Genomic DNA, 25,526 nt, shown 5'->3' with positions numbered 1-25,526 from the left:
GGAGAACGCGGTATGTCACACCACGATCCCGGCGCTGCCGATCCGCTGTCACTTCACGGTGTCGTTCCCCCGACCGTCACCGCGTTCAGAGACGAGGAGTCGGTCGACTACGAGGGGACGGCCGCCCACGCCCGGTTCGTCGTCGACCGCGGCGCTCACGGCGTCTTCCCGCTTGGGACTAACGGAGAATTCCCACTGTTGTCGGGCACGGAGCGCGATCAAGTTGTCGAGGCCGTCGTCGAGGAAGTCGGCGGCGAGGTGCCGGTCATCGCCGGCGTCGGCGCGCCGAGTACCTATCGGACCGTCGCCCACGCCGAACACGCAGAATCCGTCGGTGCGGACGGGATCGTCGTCGTCACGCCGTACTACTACCCACTGGACCACGAGGGGGCCATAGAGCACTACCGGCGGGTCGCCGCGGCCGTCTCCCTGCCGGTCTACATCTATCACATCCCGAGCAAGACCGGCAACGAGCTGTCCCTCGAGACACTGTCCGAACTCGCAGCGATCGACACCGTCGCCGGCGTCAAAGACTCGAGCAAGAACGTGCCGTGGCTCGCCCAGGCGATCGACGCTAATCCCGACTTAACCTTCCTCGCCGGCTCGGACTCGCTGGTCTTCACCGGGCTCGAGGTGGGCTGCTCGGGCGCGGTCAGCGCCGTCGCGAACGTCTTCCCGGAACTCGTCGTCGACTGCTACGAGGCCTACGATGCGGGCGACGAGGACCGCGCACGCGAACTCCAGAGCACGATCTTTCAGGTACGAAACGCGCTCAAGACCGGCGGGGCGTATATGTCCGGCGTCAAAACGGCGCTGCGCATGCGCGACTTCGACGCCGGCCCGTTGCGGAGTCCGCTGCGGCTGAAAGACGACGAGTCCGCGCAAGAAATGCGCGAGCAACTCGAGGAACTGGACCTCGCTGGGCTCTAGGTTGGTCGGCTGTCGGCGAACAGTATATTCACGTCCCGCCCGTACTCACGTTCGTGACCGGATACGACGCCGTCGTCTACGATCTGGACGGAACGCTCGTCGAGCTCGACGTCGACTGGGAGGCCGTCGCCGTCGACGTTCGGGAGATCTATCACCGTGCGGACATCGAGCCGCCGGGTGACGGACTCTGGGGAATGCTCGAGACAGCCAGCGACGTCGGACTGGCAACGGACGTCGAGGCCGCCATCGCGACCCACGAACACGACGGGGCACGAACGTCGGCCCGACTCGCCCACGCCGACGACCTTCTCGAGCGGTCGCTGCCGGCAGGCGTCTGTTCGCTCAACTGCGAGCGGGCCTGTCGGATCGCGCTCGAGGAACACGCCCTCTCCCCAGCGGTCGATGCCGTCGTCGGTCGTGATACGGTCGAGACGTGGAAGCCGAACCCGGAACCGTTGCTCGCGACCGTCAGCCGACTTGGGGCCGACCCCGAACGAGCGCTCTTCGTCGGCGACTCCGCGCGAGACCAGCAGACCGCAAAACGGGCAGGCGTCGACTTCGAATACGTCGGTGAGGGGCCGTCGGGCGTGTGAGACGGTCTGCTGTCACGATGTCCGGAGGAACCGCGATCGCCCTGCGGTCTCACCGGCACCCACTGACAGGAGTCCGTACGAGAGGCGGGTCGAGTATTCGGGTCGACTACGTCTGGTTTCGTTTCGCGTAGGCAAACACGATGAGCGACGTGACCAGCCAGACCGGGGCCCCGACCCGGATCGCAAACTCGGCGCGGTCCATCCATGTCGGGAGGGTTGCGGTCGTCGACAGTACGGCGACGATCGGCGCGCCGATCAGGATCGTGATGACGAAGGTCATCTGCATGACCCAGGCGTAGTCGACGCCGTCGGGTGTGGTCGTTTCGACGCGTTCAGGCACGCTCGAGTATGGCAACCCGGTCCTCTTAAGCGCCGCGGGTGTGGCCCACGCGACGCCGACGCGAGAACAACGACGTTTAATCATCGGACACGAACCTATGGGTATGCCTACCGTGCGGGATCTCAAAGCGAAGGCGGGTGACGAGCCGATCACGATGTTGACGGCCTACGACGCGCCGACGGCGGCGATCGTCGACGAGGCCGGCACCGACATCATCCTCGTCGGCGACAGCCTCGGCAACACGAGTCTTGGGTACGAGACGACGCTGCCGGTCACTGTCGACGACATGGTACGCCACACCGCAGCGGTCGCGCGTGTAACCGACGACGCCCTCGTCGTCGCCGACATGCCGTTTCTCTCGATCGGCGTCGACGAGTCCGACAGCATCGAGAACGCCGGCCGGATGCTCAAAGAGGCCGACGCACAGGCGGTCAAGCTCGAGTGTGGTCCCCACACCGTCGACCTGACCGCGAAGCTGGTCCAGCTCGGCATTCCCGTAATGGCCCACCTCGGACTGACGCCCCAGCACGTCAATCAGTACGGCGGCTATCCGCGTCAAGGGACCGAACAGGAAGCCGCCGAACGCATTCTCGAACTGGCTGAGGCCCACGAGGATGCGGGTGCGTTCTCACTCGTTTTAGAACACGTCCCTGCGAACCTCGCAGCCAACGTGACACAGGCGCTGGATATCCCGACGATCGGGATCGGTGCCGGGCCGGACTGTGACGGGCAGGTGCTCGTCATCGACGACGTCGTCGGCCTGAGCGAGTGGGCTCCCTCGTTTTCGAAACAGTTCGGCAACGTCCGTGCGGAGATGGAGTCAGCCGTCGACGACTACGTGTCGGCCGTCGAAGACGGTGCGTTCCCCGCTGAGGAACACAGCCACGAGGAAGGCGATCTCGAAGACCTCTACTGACTGTCGGTCGTCATCCGCGAGCCTGTCCCGCTGCACGGAATCTCCTCGGCAGGCCGGCCGTGAATCGATCGCCGGTGGCAGGCGGTCGGATCGCGTTCGCGCTGCAATTATAATGTGATAATATAGCATATAGGTATAGTGTCGATATAGGGCCAGTGTTTATATATTCGGACGGTGGAGGTGCAGCTACAACGCGAGGATCGCACCCATGCACGATTCACAGATGGGAGTTACGCCCGAATCGACCACCGAACGCACGTCGTCGCTCCAGCACATCACCGTCGAGCAGGATGACGTGGCGGTGTGTACGATGTTCCCACAGTATGCCGACGAGAACGCGGCCGCGACGCAGTGGATCACCGCCACTGCCGATTCGTTCGTCTCCCTCGAGGCACGGCAGTAGTTCACGGCACAGGCGATGTGTCGCCGGGTATCTCCGGTACCAGCGCGTCTCCCACATCGCTCGCCCCGTATGCTGTCTGGCCGCCCCCTACTCGAGGGTCCCAGTCAGAAACTCGTCGACGGCCTCGTTGAACGCCGCCGGCTGTTCGACCATCGCCAGATGCGCCGCATCGTCGATTTCGGCCAGCTCGCACTCGTCGATCTCGTCGGCGAGGTACTCGTGAAACCACGGTGGCGTCAACTGGTCGTACTCGCCGTACACCGCAAGCGAAGGGGTGTCGATCTCGCCGACCCGATCACGAACGTCGAACTCGTGGCTCGTCAGGAAGTCCCGCTGCGTGACCGCCTGCCCGGTGTCGTACATCTGTGCCATCGAGCGCTCGCGCACTTTTGGATCGGGATCGTGAAAGAGTCGATCCGGCCCGTGGAGGAACTCGACGGCCTGATCGAAGTCCGATTCGAGCCACTGCAACAGATCCTCGAGAACGCCGAGACGAGCGCCGGTTCCCGTCAGTACGGCCGCCGCGGGATCGAACTCGCGCTCGAGCAAGGTGTGTAAGACGATAGCACCGCCAAGCGAGTTCCCGACGAGGACCGCCGCATCGGTCTCGTCGACGACGGCCAGTACGTCGTCGGCATAGGCTGACAGCGCAGTGTAGCCGGCGCTCGCGTCGACATCGTCCGATTCGCCGTGCCCGCTCAGGTCGAGCGTGACGATCGGGTACCGATCGGCGAGTGCGTGCTGGCCGTTCCAGACCTCGTGTGATCCACCAGCCCCATGGATGAAACAGAGCGGCGGTCCGTCACCGCCCCGGTCGACGACTTCGTATGCCGTGTCCCGATCGTTGTGTGATACCGTTTCCATACATGATGAACGAGCGGAACGGATATAAAGGCTCGAACCACGGCTGACCGGCGACCGCCAGCAGCAGAGATTGACACGGACTGGATCAACCAACGGACAGAACGGCTCGACCGAAAACCGTCATGCCTCGCTGTGAACCGCAAACAGAGGACTCTCTCAGTAGTTCGGTCCCGTCTTGCGATTGTCGGCGAAATATTTATATATCTCTAGTGCTTACCTTGGGTTAGTTGAAGCATGAATCTCGATCAATTCACCCGGGACGAGGGGCAGTTAGCCCGTCGGTACGAGTACGACGACGCGACGGTGATGGCCGTCGACTTCGGCACCGAGGCGACTGACGCCTCGGTCGATGTCGTCGACGATACCGTCATCATCGTCGTCGCTGACGACCAATACGAGATCGATCTTCCCGACAGCGTCGAAGACGCGCACACGTTTATGAAAAATGGCGTGCTCACTGTCGAACTGGAGGACGAACGATGAAACTCACCGTCAAGCCACTCAAGCAGAAGGATGCCGGTCGCGGACTGGCCGCGATCGACCGCGTCTCGATGAACGAACTCGACCTCGAGAACGGCGACTACATCGTCATCTCGGGCAACGGTGACGGGCAGGCCGTCGCGCGCGTCTGGCCCGGCTACCCCGAAGACGAGGGACGCGGAATCGTCCGGATCGACGGTCGCCTCCGACAGGAAGCCGATGTCGGGATCGACGACACCGTCAGCGTCGAGCCCGCCGACGTCAAACCCGCCAAGTCGGTTACCGTCGCGCTGCCACAGAACCTCCGCATTCGGGGGATATCGGCCCACTTGTCCGTGACAAGCTAAGTGGTCAGGCCGTCACAGAGGGCCAGACGGTACCGTTCTCGCTGTCGTTCGGGCCGATGGCCAGCTCCGGTCAGTCGGTCCCGCTGAAGATCGCGAGCAGCTCACCGTCGGGCACCGTCGTCATCACGGACTCGACGAGCATCGAGATCTCCGAGACGCCAGCCGAACAGGTCAGCGCCGGCGGCGGTCCGTCGGCCGAAGGCGTCCCGAACGTCACCTACGAGGACATCGGCGGCTTAGACGAGGAACTCGATCAGGTCCGCGAGATGATCGAGTTGCCGATGCGCCACCCCGAACTGTTCCAGCAGCTCGGCATCGAGCCACCGAAGGGCGTCCTCCTGCACGGCCCGCCGGGCACCGGGAAGACCCTGATGGCGAAAGCCGTCGCCAACGAGATCGACGCCCACTTCGAGACGATCTCCGGTCCGGAGATCATGTCGAAGTACTATGGTGAAAGCGAGGAGCAACTCCGCGAGGTCTTCGAGGAGGCAGAAGAGAACGCGCCCGCGATCATCTTCATCGACGAACTCGACTCCATCGCCGCCAAGCGCGAGGAGGCCGGCGGTGACGTCGAACGCCGCGTCGTCGCCCAGCTCCTCAGCCTGATGGACGGCCTCGAGGAACGGGGCCGCGTCACCGTCATCGGCGCGACCAACCGCGTCGACGCGCTCGACCCCGCGCTCCGGCGTGGCGGACGCTTCGACCGCGAGATCGAGATCGGTGTGCCGGACAAGGAAGGCCGCAAGGAGATCCTGCAGGTCCACACCCGCGGGATGCCCCTCGATGAGTCCATCGATCTCGAGCACTACGCCGAGAACACGCACGGCTTCGTCGGGGCTGACTTAGAGAGCCTGGCCCGCGAGAGCGCCATGAACGCGCTCCGGCGCATCCGGCCCGAACTCGACTTAGAGTCCGAGGAGATCGACGCCGACGTCCTCGAGTCGCTGGAGGTCGGCGAGGATGACTTCAAGGAGGCACTCAAGGGCATCCAGCCCTCCGCGATGCGCGAGGTCTTCGTCGAGGTCCCCGACGTCACGTGGAACGACGTCGGTGGACTGGGCGATACCAAAGAGCGCTTGCGCGAGACGATCCAGTGGCCGCTCGACTACCCCGAAGTCTTCGAGCAACTAGACATGGAGGCCGCCAAGGGCGTACTCATGTACGGTCCACCGGGCACCGGGAAGACCCTGCTCGCGAAGGCGGTCGCCAACGAGGCCCAGTCGAACTTCATCTCGATCAAGGGCCCTGAACTGCTCAACAAGTACGTCGGCGAGTCCGAGAAGGGCGTCCGCGAGGTCTTCGAGAAGGCACGGTCGAACGCGCCGACCGTGATCTTCTTCGACGAGATCGACTCGATCGCGGGCGAACGCGGTCAGCGCCAGGGTGACTCCGGCGTCGGCGAACGCGTCGTCTCCCAGCTGCTGACCGAACTCGACGGACTCGAGGAACTCGAGGACGTCGTCGTCATCGCGACGACCAACCGCCCGGACCTGATCGACAGCGCCCTGCTCCGGCCCGGCCGACTCGACCGTCACGTCCACGTGCCGGTCCCCGACGAGGACGGCCGCAAGAAGATCTTCGAGGTCCACACCCGCGGCAAGCCGCTAGCCGACGCGGTCGACCTCGAGTGGCTCGCCAGTGAGACCGAGGGTTACGTCGGTGCCGACATCGAAGCGGTCTGCCGTGAAGCCTCGATGGCCGCCAGCCGCGAGTTCATCAACTCGGTCGACCCCGACGAGATGGACGACACGCTCGGCAACGTCCGCATCAGCAAGGACCACTTCGAGCACGCCTTAGAGGAGGTCAACCCGAGCGTGACCCCCGAGACGCGCGAGCAGTACGAAGAGCTCGAAGAGGAGTTCCAGCAGGCCGAACCGACCCAGGACGAACAACTCGGCCGAACCTTCCAGTAAGGACGACCGTTGCGGCCCGCCCGGTTTTTCCGCCACCCCTCGAGCGCGACTGCGATCGCTTTCAGTGGCTGTATTTTCAGGAGGTGGTGCCGGCGCTCTCGAGCGGCTGCCAACACGGGAGACCGTAGCTACGGCCGTGGACGGTCAGTCGCGGTCGGAATACGTGAGTTCGGTATCGCCGTCCTGGGCGTCGGGAATCCGAAAGCCGCCTTCAGCACGGGTTCCAACCGTCCGCTGTGGGTACGGGATGGCGACTCCCTCGCGGTCGAAGGCGGCTTTGAGCGCGTGAACCGCCGCCTGAATCGTCGTCCATTTCTTGTGTACGTTCGGCTGTTTGATCCAGAACCGACACTCGAGCGTGATGGCTGAATCGTCGAACGACGTCGGAACGACCTGTGGTTTCGGGGCTGGCGACACGTCATCGATCCCCTCGAGCGCCTCGCGGGCGATGGCTTCGGCGTGTTCGAGATCGGTCTCGTAGTCGACGCCGACCTCGAGTCGGAGTCGCAACCGGTTTCGTTTCGTCCGGTTGACGACCGTCGCGCTCGAAACCTTATCGTTTGGCAGTACGATGATTTCGCCGTCGAAGCTTCGGATCCGGGTGTTGATGATCGTAATGTCGACGACGAGTCCCTCATGATCGGCGACCTGGACCCAGTCACCGATCTCGAACGGGCGAGAGAACATCAGGACGAAGCCGGCGATCAGCGACCCCAACGTCTGTTGGGCTGCCATCCCCATGACGATGCCGAGGAATCCCGCCCCGACGAGCAAGCCACTGAGGTTGATCTGCCACAACGACAGCGCGGCCAACCCGACCGCGATAAAGATCGTCACCTGCAACACGCGGAAGACGACCCCCTCCTGATGGGCGCTCACGTAGTTCGCGTTGGCGAGCCACTCGTCGAGTTGCTGTTCGAGATACCGCGTCCCGATCACCGCACCGCTGATGAGCGTGACTGTCAGCGCGACTCGCGCGACGAGTGGAACCACTGTTGTAAGCACCGAGACCACGAGAGCTGCGAGCCATCCGTACCCCCAGATGACGAGCAACACCAGTCCCGTCGCGAGCAACACGGTCGCTTGTAGCGATCGGATCACTGCCCGCATCGGAAACGGAACGTCGGCCAGTCCATCGAGGACCGCGAGAACCGAGCCCACGTCGCTCTCCTCGAGTCGGTCACCAGCGACCGTCACGAACCGCCGCACGAGCGCCGGTGCGACCACGAACCCGCCGACGATGGCGACGACGAGAACGGCAACCGTCGATGCCAGCCGTGCCTCCGTCGTCGTAATCGACTCGAGCGGCGGTAAAATCGGTTCGGTTTACTCGGTGATGGACACGATTGGGTCAAGAACAGTCGGTCACGTGGAAGAACGTATTGATCCGCCAGAGAGTCTCGCAAAAGGATAGGTGACTGTGTTCGCTCACAGAGGGTGCCGTCACGAGATCCCAACGCCCCTGTAGGGCAGATCGCGGGTTTCGACCACGACTGACTGTGATTCATACTGTCGGACAGCAGTCAATACGAAGTCGCTCGCTGATTCGCGGCCGTCTTCACCGGTGACGGCCGCAGCAGCGCAACCGGTCGTCACGTCGTTCTGTCCGGCAGTATCAGTCTCAGTGGACTGCGTCGACCGGCTCGAGCGCCGCCAGCACCTCGTCGGCGTGGCCCTCGGGCGAGACACCCTCGTAAACTGCCTCGATGTGGCCGTCGGGACCGACGACGTAGGTGTTGCGGAAGACGCCATCGAAGGTCTTGCCGAACATTCGTTTCTCACCGTAGGACTCGTACAACGTCGCGACTTCGCCGAGTTCGTCCGAGAGGAGATCGAACTCGAGGTCGTAGTCGGCTGCGAAATCGGCAAGGTCGTCGACGGGATCGTCACTGATGCCAACGACGGCCACGTCGCGGGCTGCAAACGTCGAGAGCACGTCGTTGAACTCGCAGGCTTCAGTGGTGCATCCGTCCGTGTTCGCGCGCGGATAGAAGTAGATGACGAGCCGTTGGCCCTCGAAATCCGAGTGGCTGACCGTCTCGCCGTGCTGGTTTGGCAGTTCGAACGGTGGTGCCTCGTCACCGATATCAAGCATGCCTCGGAGTTAGCGACAGCAGTTGTATGTGTTATGGTTCACTATCGGAAACTATGTGGGAGACTGGTTGACAAGTAGTCCACTATCGGAAATTATGTTGGGTTTGTTGGACAAACAGGGTTATCCATTCATCAGACGCAAACGATCGTTGTCAGCGACGCGCCATCTCGCGTGATCGCGTCGCCACTGACTGGTGGGCAACAGTAGCTCCCGCAGTCACAACTCGTTATTCGAGGCGTTCGGCCGCCTCCCGATCGACGAGCGGCGCGGCGTTTTGCTCCGGTAGCGTGACGATGTCGTCGCTGGTCAGGGTGTACTCGCGGTCGTCGACGCCGAGGATCTCGCCGATGTCGCGGGTAATCCGGACGGTCGTGCGATCGACGGCAGCACCCTCCCTGTCAGCAGACGAATCAGCGTCGGATTCCGCGGCTGTCGAGCCGGCAGCGTCAGCGTTCGAGTCAGCGCCGTCGATAGCAGCCGCACGTTCTGCTGACTGCGACGGACTGGCCGCTGCCGAATCGGCCATAGCGTCTCCATCGGCCCCGTCCGCACCACTGATCGGCGGATCGTCCCCGCCCATGACATCCGCGGGTGAGACACCGCTCGAGGCGTCTCCTGCTGGATCCTCGCCAGTGGTGGGATCGATGTCTGCCGGTGGCTCTTCCGGCGGGGTGGGTGGAGCGTCGTCAGCAGGCGGCTGGTCGGGTGCTGGCTCGGGCGAGTGTGAGTCGAGGTGTGTCGACTCGTCAGCCGCCGCGGTCGCGTCGGCTCTGCCCTCGGTGGGCGGTTCCTCGACGCCCTCGAGGACATCCAGCACTCGACTTTTGTTCGCGCTGATGCGGTCGATGAGGTCATCGAAGAGGTCCGCTTCTTCGGCGGTCAGCCCCTCGTCGTCGGCGGCCATGCCAGCCGCGGCGAGACTGGCCTGCTTGACGAGTTTACCCATGCGGCGCTCGTAGATCGCCTCGACGACGTCCTTGGCGGTCTCGATCTCGTCGGTCAGCCGGCCGACTTCGGGCGAGGAAAATGGATCTTCGGCCCCCTCGGCGACGCGGTCGCGTTCGTCCTCCAGGTCGGCGATGTACTCGCCGACCTCCTGATAGAACGAGGGGCGCAAGTTCTGGAGGCTGTCCTTCTTTCGCTCCTTGCTCTGGACCGAACGCAGCTCGTCTAGATTCATTCTTTCTCCTTCTCGGCGCGGCCGCGTGCCATCAGGAACACGGCGACGTATTCGGGTAGTGTTTGGTCTCCCTCCGCGACTGTAAAGCTATCTCCACAAAGTTCGACCTCGCCGCCGTCGGTAACGTCGACGGTGATCTCGTGGCCGACGAAGGTTTCGGGGACGGCGTCGACGAGCGGGTCGAAATCGTCGATTTCGTCGCGTGCGAGGCGGACCGTTTTCAGCCCGCTGCCACCGTGGAGGCTGCCGGGCAGCCGGATGAGCCGGTTCGTGTCGGTCGTGACGGGTTCGTCGATGGGTGCGTTGTCTCGCTCGACGGCTTTGCTCGCGAACCGCTCGGCTAACTGTGCGACCGCGGTGTGAACGGTAATGTTGCCCGCCTCGAGTCCCTCGCGGTTGTTGCGGGCCGCGTTCAGCGTCGCCGTCGCTTTCCCCTCGCCGATGCCGTCGAACGCCTGCAGGCGCTCGAGGGCTGCGTCCTCCTCCATTTCGAGCAGCTCGTCGATGAAGGCCATGAAGTGGTCGTGGATGCGAGCCCCCCAGCCGCCCTCGATCTGGAGGGTGCGGCGCTCGGTCGGGGTCTTTCGCCCCAGGCCGGCGACGGTTTCGGTCTCGATCAGGTCGTCGTACTCGAGACCGATACCGCGGACGTAGTCGACGATCTCGCGACGGTGTTCCCGCTCTAAGTGCAGGACGTTCTCGTCGCGGACGTGGACGTGATAGCCCCGCCCACCGGAAAAGACGATCTCGAGGTCCTCGAAGGCGAAGTCGTCCTCGAGGAACTCGAGGAGACGACCGAGGGCGTCCTTACATTTGGCGAGCATCTCGGCGTAGCTGTCCTCGCCGAGCGTGACCGACGGCAGGTGGTCGGCGTCTAAGTCGAAGACGAGGTCCGCGGATTGCCAATCTTTTTCGTGCATCGAACTCGCGCCGGGGTCGCGAAAGCGCCCCGCGGAGAAGTAGACGTGGCGCGGCCGCTTGCGGACGAGAAACTCCGAGAGATCGCCTAACTCGAGCAGCGAACGGTGACGGACCATCGTCGTATCCGGGCCGTCTGTCCACGGGATATAGCCCCACTCGCGTTCGTTGGCCGCGGGCGGCGGCGTGATCTCCGTTCGTCGGTAGTGATCGCGAAATCGCCCGCGAAGATAGGCCCTCGTTCGCTCTTCCATACGCTTCGCCTACTCATCGTGGGTCCGGTATAACTGTATTGGACTGTCCCTGCGAGGCGGAGCGTCGCGGACGCGTCAGCGTCGGATGAGATCGGAAATTCGATCGGCGAGCCCGACGTCCGAGCCGAGTTTCAGGTAGTAGGCGTCGCCGCCATCCTCGTAGTAATTGTCGATCCGGCGTTTGATCTCGAAGCCGAGGTGTTCGTAGAACTGCAACGCGTTCTCGTTGCTCGTGCGGGCGTGACACGTGATCGTCTCGTGGTCCTCCGCGACGTGGGCGATGAGTCGCTTGCCGATGCCTTCACCGCGATAGTCCGGGGACACTGCCAGAAAGAGAATATAGCCGTCACGTCGAACGGCCGCGAACCCGATGAGTTCCTCGTCCTGAACGTAACAGTGGACTGTCGAACGGCGATACGCATCGGTAAAGAAGTTATATCGCTGCTTGAGCACGCCTTCCTGACGGTTGATCTCCTCCTTTAGCTGCCAGGCTTCGTCGACGAAGTCGTCGCTCCCCGGCGCGACGACGCGACTGTCGATGTTGACGCTCACTATCATACTCTACCACCGTAATCAATATAATTCCACCGGCAGCCGATGCTGGGAGCCGTCAGACACAGCTGCCACGTCCAATGATAGCCTGGCAGAGAGGGCAGTTCACACATCGCATGTCAGAACGATCACCGCCGGCGACGCGTCGAAACGACGGGCATAGAAGGTCGGCCGACGAAGCGAGGCTATGAGATTCGAACTGCGCGACCACACGGCCGACATCGCGGTCTCGGCGACCGGCGACACGCTCGAGGCGACCTTCGCGGCGGTGGCCGGTGGCCTCGCAGCCGCCTCCTGTGACGAGATCCCGTCCGACGGCGGCGAGCGCTTTTCCCTGTCCGTGACAGCCGAAGGCCGCGAGGCGCTCCTGTTCGACTATCTCGATGAACTGATCTATCTGCGAGACGTCCGGGCGGAACTCCCCGTCGACCACCGCGTCGACTCGATCGACGTCGTCGAGTCGGCCGACGGCACCGAGGAGTGGTCCCTCGAGGCCAGCGCCCGCGGTGTCCCGCTTTCCGAAATCGACGCCCGCGAGGTGAAGGCCGTGACCTACTCCGAGATGCGCCTCGAGCGCACCGATGACGGGAGTTGGGGAGCATACGTCGTCTTCGACGTCTAAGCGACAGTCCCACCGGCACGCCGGTGGCCGACTCGAGAAGGGGGTCCACCCCGTCGAACCGCAGGCCAGCGTTCGATAAACGAGGCGAGAGACGAACATCTTTCTTCGCGGCGGTCGGACGTTCGCGTATGACCACCTTCGACGCAAACGGCATCACGCTCAAGCGGGTGCGCGAGTACGTCTGGGAGATTCCCCAGGAAGACGGCATGCGAACCCCCGCGCGAGTACTGGCCAGTAAAGAACTCCTCAAGGAGATCGAGGAGGACAAGACGCTCGAACAGATCAAAAACACGACCCACCTGCCCGGCATCACCAACTACGCGATCTGTATGCCCGACGGGCATCAGGGGTATGGCTTCCCGGTCGGCGGGGTCGGCGCACTCGACGCCGAAAACGGCTGTATTTCGCCGGGCGCGGTCGGCTACGACATCAACTGCGGCGTCCGGATGATGCGGACGAACCTGACCTACGACGACCTCAAGGGCCACGAAGAGGAACTCGTCGACTCCCTCTTCGCCAACATTCCGTCAGGACTCGGCGGCGGCGGGGTCGTCGAGGCCGGCGTCGACACCGTCGACGAGATCCTCGCCCGCGGCGTCGACTGGGCCCTCGAGAACGACTACGCCGTCGAGGACGACCTGCTCCACTGCGAAGACGAGGGGATGCGCGATGGCGCAGCCCCAGAAAAGATCAGCCAGAAGGCCAAAGACCGCGGGAAAAATCAGATCGGTTCACTGGGGTCGGGGAATCACTTCCTCGAGGTCCAGCGCGTGACCGACGTCTTCGACGACGCGGTCGGCGAAGCGTTCGGCCTTTCCGAAGACCAGATCGTCGTCCTGATCCACTGTGGCTCCCGCGGGCTGGGCCATCAGACCTGCAACGACTACCTGCGGAAGATCGAGCAGCAACACCAGGGGCTATTGAACCAGTTGCCGGACAAGGAACTCGCGGCCGCGCCCGCGGGTTCACAGCTGGCCGAGGACTACTACGGTGCAATGAACGCGGCGATCAATTTCGCGTGGGTCAACCGCCAGCTGATCATGCACCGCACGCGACAGGTCTTCGAGCGCGTCTTCGACCGGCCGTGGGAGGACATGGAGATGGACCTGCTGTACGACGTGGCCCACAACATCGCCAAAAAGGAGACACATACGGTCGATGGTGAGGAGCGCGAGCTCTACGTTCACCGCAAGGGCGCGACGCGAGCGTTCCCCGCCGGCCATCCCGACGTCCCGAAAGCCTACCGGGACGTCGGCCAGCCCATCATCATCCCCGGCAGCATGGGCGCGGGCAGCTACGTCCTCCGGGGCGGCGAAAACTCGATGGACCTCACGTTCGGGTCGACCGCCCACGGAGCGGGCCGACTGATGAGCCGCACGCAGGCCAAAAACGAGTACTGGGGCGGCGACGTCCAACAGCAGTTGGAGGAACAGGATCAGATCTACGTCAAGGCCCAGTCGGGCGCGACGGTCGCCGAGGAAGCGCCGGGCGTCTACAAGGACGTCGACGAGGTCGTCCGCGTCTCCGACGAACTGGGGATCGGCGACAAGGTCGCGCGGACGTTCCCCGTCTGTAACATCAAAGGCTAAGCGTCGGCGAGCGCCTCGAGCAGTAACTCCGCAAGCGGTTCCTTGGCCGCCTCGTTCTGGACGTTGAGCGCCGAGCAGTCGACGAGTTCCTCGACGAGGTCGACGCCGGCGGTCGTGTTCGTCGTGATCCCGGCTACGAGGTCGGGCGAGTGTCCGAACGCCTCCTCGATCCCGACGACTGCGTAGGGGTCGGATGCACAGAGGACAGTGAAGGCGACGTGATCCGCGAGCATGTCGACGACGGCTTCCCCGTTGTACGGCTCGAGCGGGCTGGCCCCGACCTCGGCGACGATGACGTCCGCCTCCTGGAGCCGGGCGAAGACGGGTCGGACGGCCTCCCGGAAGGTGTCTTCGGGGACGACCGTCGTCGGCAGGCCCGCGTCGACGAAGTCGTAGATGGGGTCTGCGCCTGCCACCTCCATCGACAACACGTCGCCGTAGGTGCCCGCTCCAGTCAGTTTGCAGGCGGCGACGTCGTACCCGTTTTCGACGAGTACGCGGGTGATCACCCGACCGGTCATGGTCTTGCCGGCCGACATACTCGTGCCGAGGACGAGGACGACCGGTACCTCGGACGGTGTCGATGTCGCCGTCAGGCCGTACTCGCGCATCCGGGCGATGTCGTCGTCGACGACGACGTGGCCCTCGTATTCGACCTCGACCGGCGACTTACTGAACGGCGACGCCGAGGTGACGCGACCGAGAACGCCGCCGCCGGTCAGGATATTCAACAGGCCATCGTCGCCGACATCCCGCCAGCTGCCGACCAGTTCGCGGGTCGCGCGACGGGTCCCCAGCGCGCCGACGATCGTCTCACCCTCCATCAGTTCGACGCGTCGGCCCTGCGGGTTCTCCACCCTGACGCCAGGGTTGGGGCGTTTGGTCACCCGGGCGAACACGTAGTCACCCGTTTCCCACTGTGACGTGGGTCGGGATTCGATATCGTACGAGCGCTGCTCGAGATCGGCGATTCGCGTGACTGAGGTGTGAACGTCTGCGTTCATGCGTAACTAATTGTGGTCGGTTGGAAGCGGTTCGTCGTGCAAACAGGCGGCAAGCAGCGAGACTCGGTCGACGAGTGCCTCGAGATCGACGTACTCGTAGGTCTGGTGGGCGCCGTCGCCGACCGCGCCGAACCCGTCGATCGTAGGCGCGTGCTGGCTGGCGTCGTTCCCGTCGCTCGCACCACCCGAGTGCGTGCCCTCGAGCGTGAGTCCGAGTCGGTCTCCGAGCGTCTGGACACGCTCCCAGAGCAAGCGATTGCCCGCCGTCGGTTCCATTGGCGGTCGCCCGAACCCACCGTCGATCGACAGTTCGGTTCCCGGTGTCGTGGCCTCGAGCGATCGAATCTCCGCCGAGACGGCCTCGGCTGCCTCGTCAGTGGGTGCGCGCACATCGACTTCGGCCCGTGCGTTCGGCGCAACGACGTTCGAGCGCAGCCCCGCTTCCACCTGCCCGACGTTGACGGTGACGCCCGAGTCGATATCGGTGAGTTCGTGGAGCCGATGGATGACGGTGCCGAGTTCCTCCGTCGCGCTGGCTCCCTCTTCGGGCTCGAGTCCGGCGTGGGCGGCCTTCCCCTCGATCGTGACCGTGAAGTGACCGACCGCCTTCCGTGCGGTCTTGATCTTGCCCTCCGGGCCGCTGGCGGGCTCGAGGACGAACACGCGGTTTGCCCGCTTTGCGAGGTCGATGATCCGGGACTTGGATTCGGGGCTCCCGATCTCTTCGTCGCTCGAGACGAGGACGTGAACCGGCAGCGACGGCTCGAGCGAGAGGTCGTCGAGGGCCCGAAGCGCGAAGACGACCTGCGTCAGGCCGCCTTTCATGTCGAGCGCGCCCGGACCCTCGAGGATATCGTCGCGAATTTCGGGTGGGTCGTCGTCGACGGTGCCGAGCGGCCAGACGGTGTCCGCGTGCCCGATCACGAGCTGGATCTCGTCGTCGTCTCGGCCCGGCGTCCACGCCTCGAGCCGGCCACCGGTCTCGTCGCCCGGAACGCGGTCGGTCTCCAGCCCGACATCGCGGAGGTCACTCGCCAGCCGCTCGAAGAAGTTGTCGAACGTCTCGGGGTTCTCCGTGGGCGTCTCCATCTCGACCAGTTCGAGGAGGTACTGCGACAGGCCCTCACGATGTGCGTGTGCCCACTCTTGCATCCGCTGTTCGGCGGTGGATTCCGGTTCCGGTTCCGAGGCGGTCATCGCTCGAAGCCCTCCGGGAACGGGAACGCCTGGCTTTCGTTGATCGCGGCGAACCGATCGGGATAGAGGTGTGCCAACACCGGGGCCTGCTCGAGCAGCGTTTCGGGCTCGATGTCGTCGCTTCGGTAGGCGTCGGTATGGACGTGTTTGCCGACGACCGTGCCGGCGACGAGTTCGCCGTCGTCGAACTCGACGATCCGGTCGAGTTCGCACTCGAGGACGCCGTAGGCACCAGCCACGGCGGGCGCGTCGACGGCGTCGGCGTCGACCGTGTCGATTTCGGTCAGCGAGGGTTTATCGCCCTCGGCGGTCCGGGGTGCCGCGGCGAGGCTGGCGTCGAGGATGTCGTCGGGCCGAGGATAGCTCACGGTGAACGCCTCCGTCCGCTCGACGTTCCGGTACGTTCCGTGCTCGGGCGTACAGATGAACCCGAACTGGTCCGCCCAGCCCAGCGGGATCGCCATGTGTTTCGGGGCCAAGTCGTCCGAGCCATCTTCGTCACGCGTCCCGACGATCACCAGCGGTGCCGCCGTATACAGCGTCTCGAAGAACGATTGATCCGGCTGCAGCGTGACGAGGTCGGGATCGTTCGAGAGAGTCATTCAGTTGTCTATGGGTTACATAGACACCCACACCCCATACTGGTTTTGTTAATTATATAAAATCAGGAATAACGCGTCGTGTTGAAGGCCGACCGACTCGGCTCGCGCTGTCCGACCGCGAGTCTGATCGAACGCCCATAGCCACCGATCCCGGGCAGTTACTTCAGCCGGAACGGGTTCTCGTCGTCGCCGTCGTCCTCGTCCCCAGTCGACTCTCCCTCGTAGGGTTTTCGCGCCGTAATCGTCACCGTCGCCTCGGGGTCGTCTTCGTCGGCCCACGGGCTGTCGTACGCCGAAAGCTCGAGGTCGGTGACGTCCCACCCCTCGGCTTCGATGAGCTCGACGAGCCGACGCTGGTCTGTGAGCATATCCTCGTCCATACGTCGGCTTCGAACGTGGGCGAGGTAGGTCTTCTGCCGGTTTGCTCCCGAATTGGCCGTCACGACAGCTCATCGAGAGCGACGAGTTCCTCGAGCGAGCGTGTCACGGAGTGCGACCTCAGTGGCAGGGACGGCGAGTCCGCGATGGTGCTCATGCCAATGAGAGCCACACGGAGCGACATGATACTGGGGCTGAGCATCCCACACGACCGACCGGCAATGTCCGCACGTTCCTGCAACCAAAATCGGTTACGAGATCCCGAACACGCCGGCGCACTTAAGCGGATTCGAATGTAACCGAGTAGCATGCTCGCCGACGAGTTCGGACGGGAGGTCACTGGTGTCCGCGTCTCCCTCACCGATCGGTGTAATTTCGACTGTGTCTACTGTCACAACGAAGGGTTAGGCGATACCCGTGGGCCGATGGAGCCGGCGGACAACGAGATGGACACCGACGACATCGTCCGCTTTCTCGAGGTCGCTGCCGAGTTCGACGTCGAGGCGGTCAAGTTCACCGGTGGCGAGCCACTGCTCCGACAGGATTTAGAAGAGATCATCGCACGCACACCGGATCAAATGGAAGTCTCGCTGACCACGAACGGCTCCTTTCTCCCCGGCCGCGCCGAGGGCCTCGTGGACGCTGGCTTAGAGCGGGTCAACGTCTCCCAGGACGCGCTCGATCCAGCGGACTTCGCCGAGATCACGAAGAGTGGCGCGTACGAGAAGGTCATCGAGGGCGTCGAGGCGGCGCTCCAGGCAGGACTGGACCCGGTCAAACTCAACATGGTCGTCTTCGAGCACACGGCGGGCTACGTCCCGGAGATGGTCGACCACGTCGCCGAGAACGACGGGCTCCAACTGCAGTTGATCGAGTACATGCCCGAGCTGACGGGCAAGCCGGAGTGGAACATCGAGATCGAACGGGTCCACGGCTGGCTGGCCGAGCAGGCCGACGAGATCGAACACCGGGCGATGCACGACCGGAAACGGTACTGGGTCAACGGCGGAATGGTCGAGATCGTCGATCCCGTCGAGAACCCGACGTTCTGTGCGAACTGCCACCGGGTTCGGGTCACCCACGAGGGATACCTGAAGGGTTGTCTCAACCGCAACGACGATCTCAGATCGATGGGCGAGATGACCACATCCGAGATCCGCGAGGCGTTTCGCGAGGTCGTCGCGAATCGGGTGCCATACTACGGTGAGTACATGGTACAAAACGAGGAGGGAGAGTGGGAGATAAACGAGAAGTATATCGAGGAGTACGCTGGGGTCTGAGTTCTCACCACAGCGGTAGTCAAAGTGGGGATCGTGAGGTATCGACTCGAGCATGAAATTGGTGTGAGAGAGTGACATAACCTGCCGCTGTCTTTCGTTGCCCTTAAGTATTCGACGGGGGTAGGAGCGAGTGCAATACGTGTAGGGGAGCGATCCCCGAGTCCGAGAGGGCGACGATAGACCGACCGTGTTGTGGTAGCCAAGCGGCCCAAGGCGCATGGTTGCTAACCATGTGGCGTCAAGCCTCCGGGGTTCGAATCCCCGCCACAACGTCGGAACCTTCGCTGGCGTTTTCCCGCCAGTCGATTTGCACCGCACGCAGACTAGAGACAGATACACGACATCATGAGCGCGGAAGAACCTCAAGAACAAGAAGACGACGAAGATCTCCGTTACTTCGTCCGCATCGGGCAAACCGACCTCGATGGGACGAAGTCCGTCGAGCGCTCGCTCTCGGAGATGAACGGGATCGGTCGACGGACCGCCCGGCTCATCGCTGAGGAAGCGGGTGTCGACCGAACGGCGACGTTCGGCCGACTCGACGACGACGTCATCGACGAGGTCGTCGAGGTCGTCGAGAACTACGCCAACGAAGTACCTGACTGGCTCAACAACCGCCAGTCGGACTTCTACACCGGCGAAACGACCCACGAGATCGGCAACGATCTTCAGTTGACTCGACAGCACGACATCAACCGGATGAAGATGATCGACTCCTACAAGGGCACTCGCCACAAGCGCGGCCAGAAGGTCCGCGGGCAGCGCACCAAGTCCACCGGTCGTACGGAGGGCACCATCGGGGTCAACGTCGAAGAGATCCGCGAAGAACAGGCCGAAGAGGCCGCCGAAGAGGGTGAGGGCGAATAATGCCACTCGGCACCGACACCAAGCAGTACGAGACGCCGAATCACCCCTACCAGGGTGAGCGCATCGCCTCCGAACACTCCCTTGTCGACCGCTACGGCCTCAAGAACAAGGAAGAACTCTGGCGTGCCCAGTCCGAGCTTCGCTCCTACCGGCGCGAGGCTCGTGACCTGCTCGGCCAGGCCCAGGACGACGAAACCGTCATCCGCCGCTCCGAGGAGTTCCTCGGCCGGCTCAAGCGCGTCGGCATCCTCAACGAAACCGACGAACTCGGCGACGTCCTGTCGCTCGAGATCGAGGACGTCTTAGAGCGCCGACTGCAGACGGTCGTCTACCGATCCGGACTGGCGAACACGACCCAGCAGGCCCGTCAGTTCATCAGCCACGGCCACATCGTGGTCGACGGTCAGCGCCACAGCGTTCCCTCTTACGTCGTCGACGTCGACGAAGAGGACCTGGTGGCCTTCGACGAGAACAGTCCGCTCGCGGACGAACTTCACCCCGAACGCGCGGAGGGTCAGTAAACCATGAGCCAGGACGACGACAAGTGGGGCATCGCCCACGTGCACGCATCGTTTAACAACACCGTCATGACCGTGACCGACCTCACGGGCGCGGAGACGATCGCCAAGTCCTCCGGTGGGACGGCGGTCAAACAGAACCGCGACGAAGCGTCGCCGTACGCGGCCATGCAGATGGCCGAGTCCATCGCCGAAGAGGTCAAAGCGGCCGGCATCACGGGCCTGCACGTTCGCGTGCGTGGCCCCGGCGGCAACCTCCAGAAGTCCCCCGGTCCCGGCGCGCAGGCGACGATCCGCGCGCTCGCACGCTCGGGCATCGAAATCGGGCGCATCGAGGACGTCACGCCGATCCCACACGACGGATCGCGCGCACCGAAAGGCAAGGGCGGCTACTAGATCATGACAGAGGAGTACGACGTCGAGTTCGTCGAACGCGAGGATCGTGAGGCACGATTCCTCGTTCGCGGCGTGACACCCGCGTTCGCCAACGGCATCCGTCGCGCGATGGTCGCCGACGTGCCGACCATGGCAATCGACACCGTCCGGTTCGTCGAGAACTCGTCGGTCATGTTCGACGAGCAACTCGCGCTCCGACTCGGGCTCGTCCCACTGACGACGCCACCGGTCGGCGAGTTCGCCGAGGACGACACCGTCACGCTCTCGATCGACGTCGAAGGGCCGGCCACCGCCTACTCCGGCGACCTCGTCTCGAGCGACGAGCTCGTCCAGCCAGCCGACGAGAACGTCCCGATCATCGAACTCAAAGACGGCCAGCGCCTCGAGGCCGAGGCCGACGCCGTCATCGACCGCGGGAAAGACCACGCCAAACATCAGGGTGGGGTCGCGGTCGGCTACCGACACCTCCAGCGCGTGGAGGTCGACGGTGATCTCCCCGAGTTCGAAGAGCAAGAGAGCCGGATCATCCGCGGTGTGATCGAAGACGACGGCGAGCTCGTCTCGACAAGCGAGTTCGATCACGACCTCTCGAACCGATACCCTGGCAAGCAGGTCCGGGTCGAGGACGTGCCCAACGCCTTCGTCTTCCACGTGGAGACTGACGGCTCCTTTACCGTCGACGAGCTGGTCACGCGAGCCGCAGAGACGATCGCGGCTCGTGCGACCGAACTCGAGGACGCAGTACAGCTATAGATATGAACCGACGCCCCCGACCCGAACAGGACGCGCCGTTCGCCGACGCCGTGAGCGACGAGATCGGCGATCGCTCGTCCACTGGAATCGAAAGGGGTTTGAAGGGGCGACGGATATGTGGAAGTGCGAGCAGGGATAGCCAAGTCAGGCCAACGGCGCAGCGTTCAGGGCGCTGTCTCGTAGGAGTCCGCAGGTTCAAATCCTGCTCCCTGCATCACTTCTCACGAATCGATTCCACCGTCGACGACACAAGCGTGTCTCGTCGACGTGCCAGCAGTTGCAGATTTGGAGGAAACCAATGAGTAGCAAGACCAATCCGAGGCTCACCGATCTCATCGCCGAGCTGAAGTCGACGTCCCGCGAAGCGGACGCCGACGTCTGGCGAGACGTTGCGGATCGACTCGAGAAGCCCCGGCGCACCCACGCTGAGGTGAACCTGGGCCGCATCGAGCGGTACGCACGCGAAGAAGAGACTGTCGTCGTTCCCGGCAAAGTGCTGGGCTCCGGCGCACTACAGAAAAACGTCACCGTCGCCGCCGTCAACTTCTCTTCGTCCGCAGAGACGAAGATCGAACAGGTCGGCGAACCGGTACCGCTCGAGCAAGCGCTCGAAGAGAACCCAGAAGGCTCCGACGTCCGGGTGATTCGATGAGTCTCGCAGAGTTCGACGCCGATACCGTCGTCGACGCCAGTGACTGCATCCTCGGTCGCGTCGCCAGCGAAGTCGCCCAGCGCGCGCTGGACGGCGAACGCGTCGCGATCGTCAACGCCGAGGACGCGGTCATCACCGGCGACAAAGAAGACATCTTCGAGACGTACCGCACGCGACTGCAGCTCGGCTCCGACAGAGGGCCGTACTACCCGCGACGACCGGACACGATCTTCAAGCGGTCCGTCCGCGGCATGCTGCCGTACAAGAAACCACGCGGCCGCGAAGCGCTCGACAGCGTCCGCGTCTACGTCGGCAACCCCTACGAGCACGACGACGACCGCGACTCGGAAGTGCTCGAGGGAACGTCGCTGGATCGCCTATCGAACATCCGCTTCGTCCACCTACACGAAGTGTCCGAACAGTTAGGTGCTAACGTCACATGGTAACCAACACGAGTGGCAAGAAAAAGACGGCCGTCGCGCGAGCGACGGTCCACGAGGGCGAGGGTCGCGTTCGAATCAACTCCCAGCCCGTCGAACTGGTCGAACCCGAGATGTCCCGGCTCAAGATGCTCGAGCCGTTCCGCATCGTCGGCGAGGACCTGCGTAGTGAGATGGACATCGACGTTCGCGTCGAGGGTGGCGGCATCAGCGGCCAGGCAGACGCCGTCCGCACCGCCATCGCACGCGGCATCGTCCAGCACACGAACGACGCCGAACTCCGTGACGCGTTCATGGAGTTCGACCGGTCGCTGCTGGTCAACGACGTTCGCCAGTCCGAACCCAAGAAATGGGGCGGCCCGGGCGCTCGGGCGCGCTACCAGAAGTCCTACCGCTAAGGTGATTCAGGCATGATGGTACCGGTCCGGTGTTTCACCTGTGGTAACGTCGTCGGCGAACACTGGGAGGAGTTCGACGAACGAGCCAACGAGGGCGACGAAGACCCCGAAGAAGTCCTCGACGAGCTCGGCGTCGACCGCTACTGCTGTCGGCGAATGCTCGTCAGTCACAAAGACCTGGTCGACATCGTCTCCCCGTACCAGTAACAATGCAACAACAACAGCACAACCGCTACGAGAAAGCACGCATCCTCGGCGCGCGAGCGCTACAGGTCTCCTATGGCGCGCCGGTGTTGATCGAGACCGACCAGACGGAACCGATTCTCATCGCCGCCGAGGAGTACGACGCCGGCGTGTTACCGTTTACCGTCAAGCGGGGGTACGACCGAAAATGACGCTCATCACGGACATCCGACTGCGACGCATCCTCGACTCGCGAGGCAACCCGACCGTCGAAGCCGACGTCGTGACCGAAAGCGGCGGGTTCGGCCGTGCTGCAGCCCCCAGCGGGGCCAGCACTGGCGAGTACGAAGCCGTCGAGCGACCGCCGGGCGAGGCGATCGCCGCGGCTCGAGAACACGCCGTCCCCCGACTCGTCGGCGAGGTCTACGCGGGCAACCAGCGTGACGTCGACGCCGCATTGCACGCCGCCGACGGCACCGACGACTTCTCGGAGATCGGTGCCAACAGCGCGGTCGCCATCTCGATGGCCGCCGCGAAGGCCGGTGCCGACGTGCTCGGCGCGCCGCTGTTCCAGCACCTCGGTGGCACGTTCCGTGGCGAAACGTTCCCGATTCCGCTCGGCAACGTCGTCGGCGGTGGCGAACACGCCGCCGACGCGACCGACATCCAGGAGTTCCTGGCGGCACCCGTCGGTGCACCGAGCGTCGAAGACGCCGTCTTCGCCAACGCGGCCGTCCATGCCGCCGTCTCGGACCTGCTGTCCGAGCGCGGCGTCCCCTGCGGTAAGGGCGACGAGGGCGCGTGGGCACCGTCGATCGACGACGGCGAGGCGTTCGAGATCGTCGACGAGGCGGTTTCGATGGTCGAAGACGAGGTCGGCTTCGAGATCAAGTTCGGCCTCGACGTCGCCGGCGCGGAGCTGTACGACGCCGACTCGGGTACGTACGAGTACAGCGACGGGAGTCGCGACACCGACGAACAGATCGAATACATCGCCGACCTCGTCGAGGAGTACGACCTCGTCTACGTCGAGGACCCGCTCGACGAGGACGACTACGACGCCTTCGCCGACCTCACCGACAAAGTCGGCGATCGGACGCTGATCTGCGGTGACGACCTGTTCGTCACGAACACCGACCGTCTCGTCGAGGGGATCGATCGCGACGCGGCCAACAGCATCCTGATCAAGCCGAACCAGATCGGGACGCTGACGGACGCCTTCGACGCGATCGAGCTCGCGACCGAGAACGGCTACGACTCGGTCGTCTCCCACCGGTCGGGCGAGACCGAAGACGCAACGATCGCACACCTCGCCGTCGCGACCGACGCCCCCTACATCAAGACGGGTGCCGTCGGCGGCGAGCGAACCGCAAAGCTCAACGAGCTCATTCGAATCGCAGACGACGCGACATGACAGACAACGACGCAACCCAGGAAGGGCTCGACGCCGCCGAGGAAGAGGTAGACGAGGAGCCAGCCGAAGGGGCTGGCCCCGCCGCCGAGGCAGACGTCGAGCCAGTAGACGAACAGCCCGCCGACGCCGAGGGATCACCCGCGGCCGAGGCCGAAGAAGCCGACGACGCCGCCGAGGAGGACGCCGGTCCGACCCTCGACGACGACGTCATGTCCGACGAGGAAGCGGATCTACTGATCCCCGTCGAGGACTATCTCGGCGCTGGCGTCCACATCGGGACCCAGCAGAAGACCGACGACATGGAGCGGTTCATCCACCGCGTCCGAACTGACGGTCTCTACGTGCTGGACGTCTCGAAGACCGACGGCCGTATCCGCACGGCCGCGGACTTCCTCGCCAACTACGACCCCGAACAGATCCTGGTCACGTCCTCGCGCCAGTACGGTCGGTTCCCGGCCGAAAAGTTCGCCGAGGCTGTGGGCGCTCGCGCCCGCACCGGCCGGTTCATCCCGGGCACGCTGACGAACCCGAAGTACGACGGCTACATCGAGCCGGACGTGCTCGTCGTCACGGACCCGATCGGCGACGCCCAGGCCGTCAAGGAGGCCATCACGGTGGGCATCCCGGTCATCGCGATGTGTGACTCGAACAACCAGGTCAGTAACGTCGACCTTGTCGTCCCGACGAACAACAAGGGTCGAAAGGCCCTCTCGGTCGTCTACTGGCTCCTCGCAAACGAGGTCCTCGACCGCCGCGGCGCAGAGCCGTCTTACTCGCTCGAGGACTTCGAGAGCACGGTCTAACGCGTTCGATATCGGCGCTGTTCGTTTTCTCACCGTATCGCGACAACCAGCCACAGCGCCCGAATCGACGGCCGACGGCAGACCACCGGTGAGACGTGACTGTCTCGGTATCTGGCTATCCCAACAGCATCCCCATAGCTGTAACTTCATCAATAATATTTATGCGTGACTGACAGAATAGCGGGACAATGTCCTCGCCGCCCTCCACCCGAGACTGGCACCTCGCCGTCGCGACCGTGCTGGTCGTCAGCACGCTGATCGTCGCCGGCTGTACTGGTTCTCGAGACTACACGACGACGATCAGCGAGCCCGAAACCGGCGACGTCATCGAGAACGTCTCCGTCGACACCATCAACCAACTAGACGGCGCTCGCTTCGACGTCGACTATGCCCTCAACGCGACCGAAAACGACTCCACCTCGCTCGTCGTCTACAAGGTCCGAGAAAACGGATCGCTCGAGGTCAAGAACATCAACGGTCTTTCGCCGACCAGGTATCACACCGGCTTCTCCGTTGCCCCGCCACAGCCGGACGATCCCGTCAGGACGTATCGGGTCAGGGTCGAACGTGGTGACACCGCCCTCGACGCCGTGACGATAACGATCGGTATCGAGGAGCGTTCCTGATACGGACTCCAGTCAGTGC

31 protein-coding genes, 2 tRNA genes and 1 pseudogene are annotated in these 25,526 nt (G+C 63.8%); 23 read left to right on the top strand and 11 right to left on the bottom strand.

What is annotated here, in order from left to right; translation table 11 throughout:
• Positions 1-12: 12 nt before the first annotated feature.
• Together E2L06_RS07370 and E2L06_RS07365 are read left to right on the top strand one after the other, a co-directional pair.
• Positions 13-930 (top strand): dihydrodipicolinate synthase family protein, encoded by a 918-nt coding sequence (locus E2L06_RS07370; RefSeq protein WP_138780065.1) that lies wholly within the window; start codon positions 13-15, stop codon positions 928-930.
• Positions 931-983: 53 nt separating this feature from the next.
• The gene (locus E2L06_RS07365) at positions 984-1,523 is read left to right on the top strand and encodes an HAD family hydrolase (protein WP_138780063.1); all 540 of its coding nucleotides are present in this window, start codon (positions 984-986) and stop codon (positions 1,521-1,523) included.
• Positions 1,524-1,629: 106 nt separating this feature from the next.
• Here E2L06_RS07365 and E2L06_RS07360 read toward each other — a convergent pair whose 3' ends face one another.
• Complete coding sequence (locus tag E2L06_RS07360) at positions 1,630-1,863, bottom strand: DUF5822 domain-containing protein (RefSeq protein ID WP_138780061.1); 234 nt, start codon at positions 1,861-1,863, stop codon at positions 1,630-1,632.
• Between the two features lie 103 nt (positions 1,864-1,966).
• Here E2L06_RS07360 and panB point away from each other — a divergent pair, with 103 nt between their 5' ends.
• Both panB and E2L06_RS07350 read left to right on the top strand, forming a co-directional pair.
• Positions 1,967-2,779: a 3-methyl-2-oxobutanoate hydroxymethyltransferase gene (gene panB / locus E2L06_RS07355; RefSeq protein WP_138780059.1), complete on the top strand. Its 813-nt coding sequence runs from the start codon at positions 1,967-1,969 to the stop codon at positions 2,777-2,779.
• A gap of 208 nt (positions 2,780-2,987) precedes the next feature.
• Entirely contained in the window at positions 2,988-3,182 is a 195-nt protein-coding gene (locus tag E2L06_RS07350) for a hypothetical protein (RefSeq protein ID WP_138780057.1), read from the top strand.
• Positions 3,183-3,269: 87 nt separating this feature from the next.
• On the opposite strand, the gene E2L06_RS07345 is transcribed toward E2L06_RS07350, so the two are convergent.
• Entirely contained in the window at positions 3,270-4,046 is a 777-nt protein-coding gene (locus tag E2L06_RS07345; protein ID WP_138780055.1) for an alpha/beta fold hydrolase, read from the bottom strand.
• 234 nt (positions 4,047-4,280) lie between these two features.
• Here E2L06_RS07345 and E2L06_RS07340 point away from each other — a divergent pair, with 234 nt between their 5' ends.
• Both E2L06_RS07340 and E2L06_RS07335 read left to right on the top strand, forming a co-directional pair.
• Positions 4,281-4,529 (top strand): Hsp20/alpha crystallin family protein, encoded by a 249-nt coding sequence (locus E2L06_RS07340; protein WP_138780053.1) that lies wholly within the window; start codon positions 4,281-4,283, stop codon positions 4,527-4,529.
• Positions 4,526-6,786: pseudogene (locus tag E2L06_RS07335) on the top strand (CDC48 family AAA ATPase). Before E2L06_RS07340 ends, E2L06_RS07335 begins: the two are co-directional and overlap by 4 nt.
• A gap of 144 nt (positions 6,787-6,930) precedes the next feature.
• Here the strand turns inward: E2L06_RS07335 and E2L06_RS07330 are convergent.
• From E2L06_RS07330 to E2L06_RS07310, 5 genes are all read right to left on the bottom strand, one after another.
• A complete protein-coding gene (locus tag E2L06_RS07330; protein WP_249361378.1) occupies positions 6,931-8,013 on the bottom strand; it encodes a mechanosensitive ion channel family protein in 1,083 nt (360 codons plus the stop codon).
• Positions 8,014-8,407: 394 nt separating this feature from the next.
• Entirely contained in the window at positions 8,408-8,881 is a 474-nt protein-coding gene (bcp, locus tag E2L06_RS07325; protein WP_138780049.1) for a thioredoxin-dependent thiol peroxidase, read from the bottom strand.
• Positions 8,882-9,107: 226 nt separating this feature from the next.
• Complete coding sequence (locus E2L06_RS07320; protein WP_138780047.1) at positions 9,108-10,061, bottom strand: hypothetical protein; 954 nt, start codon at positions 10,059-10,061, stop codon at positions 9,108-9,110.
• Entirely contained in the window at positions 10,058-11,233 is a 1,176-nt protein-coding gene (gene priS, locus E2L06_RS07315; RefSeq protein WP_138780045.1) for a DNA primase small subunit PriS, read from the bottom strand. Before priS ends, E2L06_RS07320 begins: the two co-directional genes overlap by 4 nt.
• A gap of 75 nt (positions 11,234-11,308) precedes the next feature.
• Entirely contained in the window at positions 11,309-11,785 is a 477-nt protein-coding gene (locus tag E2L06_RS07310; protein ID WP_138780043.1) for an N-acetyltransferase, read from the bottom strand.
• A gap of 187 nt (positions 11,786-11,972) precedes the next feature.
• Here E2L06_RS07310 and E2L06_RS07305 point away from each other — a divergent pair, with 187 nt between their 5' ends.
• Positions 11,973-12,407, top strand: a complete 435-nt coding sequence (locus E2L06_RS07305; protein WP_138780041.1) for an archease — start codon at positions 11,973-11,975, stop codon at positions 12,405-12,407.
• 128 nt (positions 12,408-12,535) lie between these two features.
• A complete protein-coding gene (locus tag E2L06_RS07300; protein WP_138780039.1) occupies positions 12,536-13,996 on the top strand; it encodes an RtcB family protein in 1,461 nt (486 codons plus the stop codon).
• On the opposite strand, the gene E2L06_RS07295 is transcribed toward E2L06_RS07300, so the two are convergent.
• The 4 genes from E2L06_RS07295 to E2L06_RS07280 form a co-directional block, all read right to left on the bottom strand.
• Complete coding sequence (locus E2L06_RS07295; protein WP_138780036.1) at positions 13,993-15,000, bottom strand: hypothetical protein; 1,008 nt, start codon at positions 14,998-15,000, stop codon at positions 13,993-13,995. The two genes, E2L06_RS07300 and E2L06_RS07295, sit on opposite strands and share 4 nt — an antisense overlap.
• A 6-nt stretch (positions 15,001-15,006) precedes the next feature.
• Positions 15,007-16,197, bottom strand: a complete 1,191-nt coding sequence (locus tag E2L06_RS07290; RefSeq protein ID WP_138780034.1) for a M20 family metallopeptidase — start codon at positions 16,195-16,197, stop codon at positions 15,007-15,009.
• Positions 16,194-16,799, bottom strand: a complete 606-nt coding sequence (locus tag E2L06_RS07285; RefSeq protein ID WP_138780032.1) for a flavin reductase — start codon at positions 16,797-16,799, stop codon at positions 16,194-16,196. The genes E2L06_RS07290 and E2L06_RS07285 overlap by 4 nt, the downstream gene beginning before the upstream one ends.
• 158 nt (positions 16,800-16,957) lie before the next feature.
• On the bottom strand, positions 16,958-17,179 hold the full coding sequence (locus E2L06_RS07280) for a hypothetical protein (RefSeq protein ID WP_138780030.1): 222 nt from the start codon (positions 17,177-17,179) through the stop codon (positions 16,958-16,960).
• 306 nt (positions 17,180-17,485) lie between these two features.
• Here E2L06_RS07280 and moaA point away from each other — a divergent pair, with 306 nt between their 5' ends.
• The 15 genes from moaA (at position 17,486) to E2L06_RS07205 (ending at position 25,507) form a co-directional block, all read left to right on the top strand.
• Positions 17,486-18,457, top strand: coding sequence for a GTP 3',8-cyclase MoaA (gene moaA / locus E2L06_RS07275; protein WP_138780028.1), 972 nt, complete (start codon positions 17,486-17,488; stop codon positions 18,455-18,457).
• A gap of 189 nt (positions 18,458-18,646) precedes the next feature.
• Positions 18,647-18,729 (top strand) — tRNA-Ser (locus tag E2L06_RS07270).
• A 73-nt stretch (positions 18,730-18,802) separates the two neighbouring features.
• Complete coding sequence (locus E2L06_RS07265; protein ID WP_138780026.1) at positions 18,803-19,324, top strand: 30S ribosomal protein S13; 522 nt, start codon at positions 18,803-18,805, stop codon at positions 19,322-19,324.
• Positions 19,324-19,845 carry a 30S ribosomal protein S4 gene (locus E2L06_RS07260; protein ID WP_138780024.1) on the top strand — a complete coding sequence of 174 codons (522 nt, stop codon included), beginning with the start codon at positions 19,324-19,326 and terminating at the stop codon, positions 19,843-19,845. Before E2L06_RS07265 ends, E2L06_RS07260 begins: the two co-directional genes overlap by 1 nt.
• A 3-nt stretch (positions 19,846-19,848) precedes the next feature.
• Complete coding sequence (locus tag E2L06_RS07255; RefSeq protein WP_008012909.1) at positions 19,849-20,238, top strand: 30S ribosomal protein S11; 390 nt, start codon at positions 19,849-19,851, stop codon at positions 20,236-20,238.
• Between the two features lie 3 nt (positions 20,239-20,241).
• A complete protein-coding gene (locus tag E2L06_RS07250; RefSeq protein ID WP_138780022.1) occupies positions 20,242-20,991 on the top strand; it encodes a DNA-directed RNA polymerase subunit D in 750 nt (249 codons plus the stop codon).
• Between the two features lie 129 nt (positions 20,992-21,120).
• Positions 21,121-21,205, top strand: a tRNA-Leu gene (locus E2L06_RS07245).
• Positions 21,206-21,289: 84 nt separating this feature from the next.
• Positions 21,290-21,643 (top strand): 50S ribosomal protein L18e, encoded by a 354-nt coding sequence (locus E2L06_RS07240; RefSeq protein WP_008012913.1) that lies wholly within the window; start codon positions 21,290-21,292, stop codon positions 21,641-21,643.
• Complete coding sequence (locus E2L06_RS07235) at positions 21,640-22,089, top strand: 50S ribosomal protein L13 (protein ID WP_138780020.1); 450 nt, start codon at positions 21,640-21,642, stop codon at positions 22,087-22,089. The genes E2L06_RS07240 and E2L06_RS07235 overlap by 4 nt, the downstream gene beginning before the upstream one ends.
• Positions 22,083-22,481: a 30S ribosomal protein S9 gene (locus tag E2L06_RS07230; protein ID WP_008012916.1), complete on the top strand. Its 399-nt coding sequence runs from the start codon at positions 22,083-22,085 to the stop codon at positions 22,479-22,481. The genes E2L06_RS07235 and E2L06_RS07230 overlap by 7 nt, the downstream gene beginning before the upstream one ends.
• Before the next feature lie 12 nt (positions 22,482-22,493).
• The gene (locus tag E2L06_RS07225; RefSeq protein WP_138780018.1) at positions 22,494-22,688 is read left to right on the top strand and encodes a DNA-directed RNA polymerase subunit N; all 195 of its coding nucleotides are present in this window, start codon (positions 22,494-22,496) and stop codon (positions 22,686-22,688) included.
• A 2-nt stretch (positions 22,689-22,690) separates the two neighbouring features.
• Entirely contained in the window at positions 22,691-22,876 is a 186-nt protein-coding gene (locus E2L06_RS07220; protein WP_138780016.1) for a DNA-directed RNA polymerase subunit K, read from the top strand.
• The gene (gene eno, locus E2L06_RS07215) at positions 22,873-24,078 is read left to right on the top strand and encodes a phosphopyruvate hydratase (protein ID WP_138780014.1); all 1,206 of its coding nucleotides are present in this window, start codon (positions 22,873-22,875) and stop codon (positions 24,076-24,078) included. Before E2L06_RS07220 ends, eno begins: the two co-directional genes overlap by 4 nt.
• Positions 24,075-24,881, top strand: a complete 807-nt coding sequence (rpsB, locus tag E2L06_RS07210; protein WP_138780012.1) for a 30S ribosomal protein S2 — start codon at positions 24,075-24,077, stop codon at positions 24,879-24,881. The genes eno and rpsB overlap by 4 nt, the downstream gene beginning before the upstream one ends.
• 188 nt (positions 24,882-25,069) lie before the next feature.
• Positions 25,070-25,507, top strand: a complete 438-nt coding sequence (locus E2L06_RS07205; RefSeq protein ID WP_138780010.1) for a hypothetical protein — start codon at positions 25,070-25,072, stop codon at positions 25,505-25,507.
• Positions 25,508-25,526 lie beyond the last annotated feature (19 nt).

This window comes from Haloterrigena sp. H1 (assembly GCF_005938085.1).
Taxonomy (GTDB): domain Archaea; phylum Halobacteriota; class Halobacteria; order Halobacteriales; family Natrialbaceae; genus Natrinema.
Note: the sequence above shows the minus strand (reverse complement) of the source record. Positions and strands in the feature narration are given on the sequence as shown.

Coding starts and splice junctions, on each gene's coding strand:
- E2L06_RS07370 (WP_138780065.1), top strand. CDS start 13: ATGTCACACCACGATCCCGGCGCTGCCGATCCGCTGTCACTTCACGGT.
- panB (WP_138780059.1), top strand. CDS start 1,967: ATGCCTACCGTGCGGGATCTCAAAGCGAAGGCGGGTGACGAGCCGATC.
- E2L06_RS07350 (WP_138780057.1), top strand. CDS start 2,988: ATGCACGATTCACAGATGGGAGTTACGCCCGAATCGACCACCGAACGC.
- E2L06_RS07345 (WP_138780055.1), bottom strand. CDS start 4,046: ATGGAAACGGTATCACACAACGATCGGGACACGGCATACGAAGTCGTC.
- E2L06_RS07340 (WP_138780053.1), top strand. CDS start 4,281: ATGAATCTCGATCAATTCACCCGGGACGAGGGGCAGTTAGCCCGTCGG.
- bcp (WP_138780049.1), bottom strand. CDS start 8,881: ATGCTTGATATCGGTGACGAGGCACCACCGTTCGAACTGCCAAACCAG.
- E2L06_RS07320 (WP_138780047.1), bottom strand. CDS start 10,061: ATGAATCTAGACGAGCTGCGTTCGGTCCAGAGCAAGGAGCGAAAGAAG.
- priS (WP_138780045.1), bottom strand. CDS start 11,233: ATGGAAGAGCGAACGAGGGCCTATCTTCGCGGGCGATTTCGCGATCAC.
- E2L06_RS07305 (WP_138780041.1), top strand. CDS start 11,973: ATGAGATTCGAACTGCGCGACCACACGGCCGACATCGCGGTCTCGGCG.
- E2L06_RS07300 (WP_138780039.1), top strand. CDS start 12,536: ATGACCACCTTCGACGCAAACGGCATCACGCTCAAGCGGGTGCGCGAG.
- E2L06_RS07295 (WP_138780036.1), bottom strand. CDS start 15,000: ATGAACGCAGACGTTCACACCTCAGTCACGCGAATCGCCGATCTCGAG.
- E2L06_RS07290 (WP_138780034.1), bottom strand. CDS start 16,197: ATGACCGCCTCGGAACCGGAACCGGAATCCACCGCCGAACAGCGGATG.
- E2L06_RS07285 (WP_138780032.1), bottom strand. CDS start 16,799: ATGACTCTCTCGAACGATCCCGACCTCGTCACGCTGCAGCCGGATCAA.
- E2L06_RS07280 (WP_138780030.1), bottom strand. CDS start 17,179: ATGGACGAGGATATGCTCACAGACCAGCGTCGGCTCGTCGAGCTCATC.
- moaA (WP_138780028.1), top strand. CDS start 17,486: ATGCTCGCCGACGAGTTCGGACGGGAGGTCACTGGTGTCCGCGTCTCC.
- E2L06_RS07265 (WP_138780026.1), top strand. CDS start 18,803: ATGAGCGCGGAAGAACCTCAAGAACAAGAAGACGACGAAGATCTCCGT.
- E2L06_RS07260 (WP_138780024.1), top strand. CDS start 19,324: ATGCCACTCGGCACCGACACCAAGCAGTACGAGACGCCGAATCACCCC.
- E2L06_RS07255 (WP_008012909.1), top strand. CDS start 19,849: ATGAGCCAGGACGACGACAAGTGGGGCATCGCCCACGTGCACGCATCG.
- E2L06_RS07250 (WP_138780022.1), top strand. CDS start 20,242: ATGACAGAGGAGTACGACGTCGAGTTCGTCGAACGCGAGGATCGTGAG.
- E2L06_RS07240 (WP_008012913.1), top strand. CDS start 21,290: ATGAGTAGCAAGACCAATCCGAGGCTCACCGATCTCATCGCCGAGCTG.
- E2L06_RS07235 (WP_138780020.1), top strand. CDS start 21,640: ATGAGTCTCGCAGAGTTCGACGCCGATACCGTCGTCGACGCCAGTGAC.
- E2L06_RS07230 (WP_008012916.1), top strand. CDS start 22,083: ATGGTAACCAACACGAGTGGCAAGAAAAAGACGGCCGTCGCGCGAGCG.
- E2L06_RS07225 (WP_138780018.1), top strand. CDS start 22,494: ATGATGGTACCGGTCCGGTGTTTCACCTGTGGTAACGTCGTCGGCGAA.
- E2L06_RS07220 (WP_138780016.1), top strand. CDS start 22,691: ATGCAACAACAACAGCACAACCGCTACGAGAAAGCACGCATCCTCGGC.
- eno (WP_138780014.1), top strand. CDS start 22,873: ATGACGCTCATCACGGACATCCGACTGCGACGCATCCTCGACTCGCGA.
- rpsB (WP_138780012.1), top strand. CDS start 24,075: ATGACAGACAACGACGCAACCCAGGAAGGGCTCGACGCCGCCGAGGAA.
- E2L06_RS07205 (WP_138780010.1), top strand. CDS start 25,070: ATGTCCTCGCCGCCCTCCACCCGAGACTGGCACCTCGCCGTCGCGACC.